Raw genomic sequence first — 5608 nt, 5'->3', positions numbered from 1 at the left:
GCGCAGGGCCGGGCATTCCGGGCCCGGGTGCGGGTGCGGGTGCGGCGCCCGGTGGTGGCGGCGGCGCCAGGACGAACGGGACCGCGGCCGAGCGCAGATTGCCCAGCTGCACCACAAGGTTGTAGGTCCCGGGACCGATCGGCGGCCGTGGCAGCGGACAGTGCGGCGCTGACCCCATGCCCGTCCAAGTCACGGCGGTGGTCACCTGCTCGCCCGGTGCGAACGTCTTGACCAGTGTCTCGTTGGAGGGCGCACAGTCCAGGTTGGACCACAACCGCTTGTTGTCCAACGAATAGACATAGGCCGCCAGCACGGCCGCGCCGACATCACGCTTGCAGGCCACCAGCCCGATATTGGTTACGACCATCGCGAATTTCGGCTGGTCACCAATGAAGTACTGGGGCGCGTTGGTGAGGCCCAAAACCGCCAGCGTCGAGTCGGGGCAGTCGTCGCCTTCCTTGAGCACCGGCGGTGGCTGCACGGCTGCCGTCGGCGTCTCGGCCGGCTGCCCGGAGTTTTGCCCCGCTGGCGGCACCACCGGGCTCTTGACCTCTGGGGCTGCTCCGCCTGGGGACTTCTGCGCGTCCGCGGTTCCAGACTTGCCGCCGGTGGTGTTGGCGCCGGCGCTGCTGCTCAGCACGGCGACGACTATTGCGATCACGATGCCGACCACGACGACCCCAATGCCCAACGCCAATCCCCGGCGTCGCCAATAGATCTCCGGCGGTAGTGGGCCCCGCGGTTCCAGATCCAGCACATTCACACGGTAAGCCCAGGTCACGCCGACAGGTCCGACCTGACTCGGCGTGTCGCCCAGTTACCTGAGGTCTCACTGATATGCCGACGAGCTGGACGGCTGGGTAGGCGCGGCCACCAGAACCAGCGTCCCAGTAGCGCCACCAGCGACGGCATCAGGAAACTTCGGACGATCAGGGTGTCGAGCAGCAGCCCGATTCCGACGGTCAGGCCGACCTGCTCGATGCTCAGCACGGTGCTGCCAACCAAGGCGAACATCGTGATCCCGAAGACGATGCCGGCGGTGGTCACCACTCCGCCGGTGCCGGCGAATGCGCGGATGACGCCCGTGCCGATCCCGGCCCGAAGTTCCTCGCGGATCCGCATTGCCAACAACAGGTTGTAGTCGGCACCGACGGCGACAAGCGCGATGAACGCCATCGGCGCGACGGCCCAGTGCAGTGGCTGGCCGAACAACAGCCGGCTGATCAGCACGCTCACTCCCAGCGCTGAGGCGTACGACACGATGACGGTGCCGACCACCACGACCGCCGCCACCGGGCTGCGCAGCATCACCGCGACGATCAGAAAAATCAACGCCAGCGTCGCTGCCACCAGTAGCAGGATGTCGCCGTGCACAAGACCTTGCAGGTCTCGGGTGGCCGGGCCGACCCCGGCCAAGCCCACCGACGCCGGGGCCAGCGTCCCTTCTTTGGTGGCTTCGGCGACGGCGGTCTGGATCTGGCGGGCGCGCTGCGCGCCGTCGACACCCCATTCCTGTCCGTCGCCGTAAACCACCAGATACGTCGAGCGACCGTCTCGAGATACCAAGTCGCTCAGCGCCTGCCGATACCGGGGGTCCGACAGCGCGCGGGTGGGCAGGTAGAAACCGCCAGCGGCGCTGCCGCGGAAGCTCGCGTCAATCTCCAGCAGATAGTCCGTGAGCTGACGCATCTGCGGCGCAATCGAATTGATCACGCTGCGCAAGTCGCGAGTCGATGCCTTGGCCTGCTCCAGCACGTCGCTCATTGACTCCAGGGTCGCTGGCAGACCGGCAAACGCGGTGGTAGCCGTGCTCGATCCGGTCGTCAATTTCCCGGCGCCGGTGGATAATTCGCTTGTGCTGCGCACGACGCTGTCGACCGGCTCGACGACACGTGACACCAGCGAGCAGATCGCATTTGACCCGCAGTCGGGTGTGGTGTCGACGAAGTTACGCAGCGGGGCCAGATATCCCGACATCTGATCGACGTTGCGATGCAGGCCGTCGATACCTGCGCGCATATCGCCGGCGCCCGAACCTATTTCACGCAGACCACTTGCGCTTCCTTGCATCCCGCGGCCTAGCTGGTCCACCGCGGCGGTCATCTGCGTCAACGTCGTATCCAGATCACCGATACGCCGCAGGCGTTGGACGAGGCCGTCGATATCGCCGCCGAACTGCTGGCCGAGCACTCCGGCCTGATAGCTCAGGGTGGCTTCCTCGGGCACCGTCCCAGCCGGGCGGCTCGCCGACTGCACCATCCGAACCCCGGGAATCGTCATGATCTGCCGGGTGATCCGCTCGACGGCGATCAACCCCGCTGGGTTACGCAGATCGTGGTCGGCCTGCACCGTGACCACGTCCGGCAGCAGCCGGTTCGCCGGAAAGTGTTGATCCATGACCGCGTACCCGAGGTTGGACTCGGTGCCGGCCGGGGTTGCGGCCGGCTCGTTCCAGCCGGTCCGCATACCGGCCAGCGGCAATATCAAGATGACGATCAGGCCGCCACTGGCCACCAGCACAGGTCCCGGCCAGCGGGCGACGACCACCCCGAGACGCCGCCAACGACGTCCGATGACCGATCGCCGGGGTTCCAGCATGCCGCGCCGGCTGGCCAAACCGATCAATGCCGGGGTCAACGTCAACGCGGCCGCCATGCCGACCAAAACGCCGATAGCACACGGTATTCCGGTGCTGCGGAACATACCGACCTGAGCCAGACTCAAACACGCTAGGGCGGTGGCCATGGTCAACGCCGAGCCGATGACCACCGGCGCCACCCCACGGTAGGCGTCAACCAGGGCGGTCGCATGGTCGATTCCACGTCGACGGCCTTCGTGGTAGCGGCCGATCAAAAAGATCGCGTAATCGGTTCCCGCGCCAAGGATCATCGCCGCAACGAGCGCGACCGAGAACAGCGACACCTCGACCAGTCCGTGGTTGCCGAGCGCCGCCACCAGCGGGCGGGCCACCCCCAGCGCCAGACCCACCGAGAGCAACGGGATGGCCGCGGCCACCGGCGAACGGTAGACGATCAGCAGCAGCAGCATGATCACCATCACGGTCGCCCCGGTGATCAACAGCATCTGGTGGTCGATCGCGGCGAACTCGTCGGTAAGCGTGCTACCCGGCCCGGTGACATACACGTGCAAGCCCGGCGGCGGGCCGAGGCGAGCTGCGGTGGCGCGCACAGCGGCGACGGCATCGCTGGCCTGCGAGGTTCCCAACATCCCGGATAACCGCAGCATGAGGTTGGCCGCGCGGCCGTCGCGGCTTTGCGCCGCCGATTCGGTGACCGGGTCGGCCCACAGGTCGGTGATCGAATACACGTGTTTAGTGTCCGCGCGTAACGCGGCCACCAGGCTGTTGTAGTAGCGCCGGTCGGCTCGCTGCAGCGGCTGATCACGTTGCAGCACAATGTAGTTGAGATTGTTGCTGGGTACGTCGCCGAACAGCTTGGCTGACTGCTGCGCCGCGACAGCGCTGGGCGCCGCCGCCGGCATGAACGATCGGGCATGCGAGTCGACGACCCGTTCCAGCTGGGGAACGGCCAGGTTTCCCACGGCGGCCACCACGATCCAGCCCAGGACCACCAGCGCGGCGTAGCGGCTGGTGAACCTGGCGGTGGGTGCAAGCAGCTCAGGCAACGGTCTGCTCGTGGCGCTGCTGCAACCGGACCTTGGCCGACCGCCGCGCGGCAGCAGCCAGCAGTGCCCGCAGCCCCGGCTCGCTCGCGGCGAGCTCAGCCCGGGCCTGCTCGATGGAGGTGTCGTCGTCCATGCGTGCGGTCAGCGCGGTTACCCAGCGCTGCTGCAGCGCCAGCAGCAGGTGTTCCTCGCTACCGAAGAGCCGCTCGACATTTGGCAAACTGCCGTTCAGATCGAGTGCTGTGTCGGGGTTTTCGGCGGCCCGTTCAATCAGGTCAGCCATGAAGGCCATCCGCTCGTGGTGCTTTTGCCATGTCATGACATCGACGCTAGGAAAGTTCGGCGTCCGCGACATCGTGCCGCAGTCCGGTTTTCGGTTTCCTACTACGGTCGGAGCCGCGTTCCGCCCGAGGCAGGATGTGTGCGGTGGCAATCCCTTCTACGATGAGTCGATGTTGCGTTCCGTATTCGAGTTCTTGCGGGAGCGTCTTCGGGTGCGCACAGAGCTGATACCGCCGGGGTTTTCCTGGACCTTCGTCATCTTGGTCGACGTCAGTTTGATCTTGATCGTTGCGGCCACGACGGTCCAGCACAGCATCCGCGCCGATCTGTCGGCGGCATCGGTCGCAGCGTTGGTGGCGGTATCGCCGATACTGCTGTTTTACGTTGCCGGGATGAAGTTCAGCCCGGGTTTGGTGTGGGTGGCGTCCTACGCCGCGACCCTCATCTGGCTGTTTGCGACGTCGACGCCGATCGAGAGTGACTTCGCTCCCATGCTGCTGGCACTGATGCTGGGGTGTGTCGGTGCCCTTGCCCCGGCGGCCTACGGCGTACTTGCGCTCGGTTCGGCGGTAGCACTGTTGGCAGTCGCCTCGGCGGCGCACCGGCTCGACGAATTGGCGTTGTATCTGACCGTTGTCGCGATGGGCTGGCTAGTCGGGGCTCTGATGCGCATCCAGGCACAGTTGCTGGTCAAACAGCAGGAGATGCAGACGGAGCTGTCGGAGCATGCCGCTGCCGACGAGCGGCGGCGCATCGCCCGCGAGGTGCACGATGTGATCGCGCATTCACTGTCGGTCACGTTGTTGCATGTGACAGGCGCGCGCCACGCACTACAACAAGATCGTGATGTCGATGATGCGGTCAGCGCGCTAACCGACGCAGAACGGCTGGGCCGTCAGGCAATGGCCGATATCCGGCGAACCGTCGGGCTGCTCGAGAGCGGCCCGACGAGGATGGCTCCGGAGCCCGGCATCGACGATATCCCCGAGCTGATCGATGATTTCGTGTCCGCCGGGCTCCCGGTCACGTTGCGCGCGGACGGCCGGCACGACCAGGTGTCGTCCGCGGTCGGGCTGGCGCTGTACCGCATCACGCAAGAATCGCTTGCCAACATCGCCAAACACGCTCCAGCGTCGAAAACCGATGTGGATGTGGCGGTTTCGTCATCGCGGGCGTTACTGTCAGTCGTCAACGAGGCGCCAACTGCCGTGCCCGCTCCAGCGGCGTCTGAGAACGGTCGCGGCCTAACGGGAATGCGGCAAAGGGTCGAGCTGCTCGGCGGAATGCTCGATGCAGGACCCTGCCCGGCGGGATGGTCAGTGCGCGCCGAGATCCCGTTGAACGACCCCAGTCCGAGAACCCGGCGGTGTTCGCGCTGAGATGAGCACCGCCGAAATTGCCGTGCTGCTGGTCGATGATCAGGAATTGGTCCGCTCGGGGCTGCGAAGGATCCTGCGCCGCAAGGACGGATTCCTCATCGTCGCCGAATGCACTGACGGCGAAGAGGTTCCAGATGCGGTTGCCGAGCATAACCCTGACGTGGTGGTGATGGACCTGCGGATGAAACGCGTCGACGGTATCGAAGCCACCCGCAGACTTTCCACGCCCGGGTCCCCGCCGGTGCTGGCGCTGACCACGTTCAACGACGACGAGTTGCTTTCCGGCGCACTACGTGCCGGGG

The 5608-nt window shown here is 66.0% G+C and carries 5 protein-coding genes; 2 read left to right on the top strand and 3 right to left on the bottom strand.

The genetic code is table 11. From position 1 onward, the window contains the following. From WBF82_RS21630 to WBF82_RS21620, 3 genes are all read right to left on the bottom strand, one after another. A partial coding sequence (locus WBF82_RS21630) for a hypothetical protein (protein ID WP_424384978.1) occupies positions 1-757 on the bottom strand: 757 nt, incomplete at its 3' end. A 20-nt stretch (positions 758-777) separates the two neighbouring features. Next, entirely contained in the window at positions 778-3645 is a 2868-nt protein-coding gene (locus WBF82_RS21625) for an RND family transporter (RefSeq protein ID WP_424384977.1), read from the bottom strand. Continuing rightward, positions 3638-3964 (bottom strand): hypothetical protein, encoded by a 327-nt coding sequence (locus WBF82_RS21620; protein ID WP_424384976.1) that lies wholly within the window; start codon positions 3962-3964, stop codon positions 3638-3640. The genes WBF82_RS21625 and WBF82_RS21620 overlap by 8 nt, the downstream gene beginning before the upstream one ends. A 133-nt stretch (positions 3965-4097) precedes the next feature. Here WBF82_RS21620 and WBF82_RS21615 point away from each other — a divergent pair, with 133 nt between their 5' ends. Together WBF82_RS21615 and WBF82_RS21610 are read left to right on the top strand one after the other, a co-directional pair. Next, positions 4098-5306 (top strand): sensor histidine kinase, encoded by a 1209-nt coding sequence (locus WBF82_RS21615; RefSeq protein ID WP_424384975.1) that lies wholly within the window; start codon positions 4098-4100, stop codon positions 5304-5306. Between the two features lies 1 nt (position 5307). Continuing rightward, a partial coding sequence (locus tag WBF82_RS21610; RefSeq protein WP_424384974.1) for a response regulator occupies positions 5308-5608 on the top strand: 301 nt, incomplete at its 3' end.

Source organism: Mycobacterium sp. (assembly GCF_049673265.1).
In the GTDB taxonomy this organism is placed as follows: domain Bacteria; phylum Actinomycetota; class Actinomycetes; order Mycobacteriales; family Mycobacteriaceae; genus Mycobacterium.
Note: the sequence above shows the minus strand (reverse complement) of the source record. Positions and strands in the feature narration are given on the sequence as shown.

Excerpts from the sequence above, each read along its gene's own strand:
- WBF82_RS21620 (WP_424384976.1), bottom strand. The coding sequence starts at position 3,964 with ATGACATGGCAAAAGCACCACGAGCGGATGGCCTTCATGGCTGACCTG.
- WBF82_RS21615 (WP_424384975.1), top strand. The coding sequence starts at position 4,098 with ATGTTGCGTTCCGTATTCGAGTTCTTGCGGGAGCGTCTTCGGGTGCGC.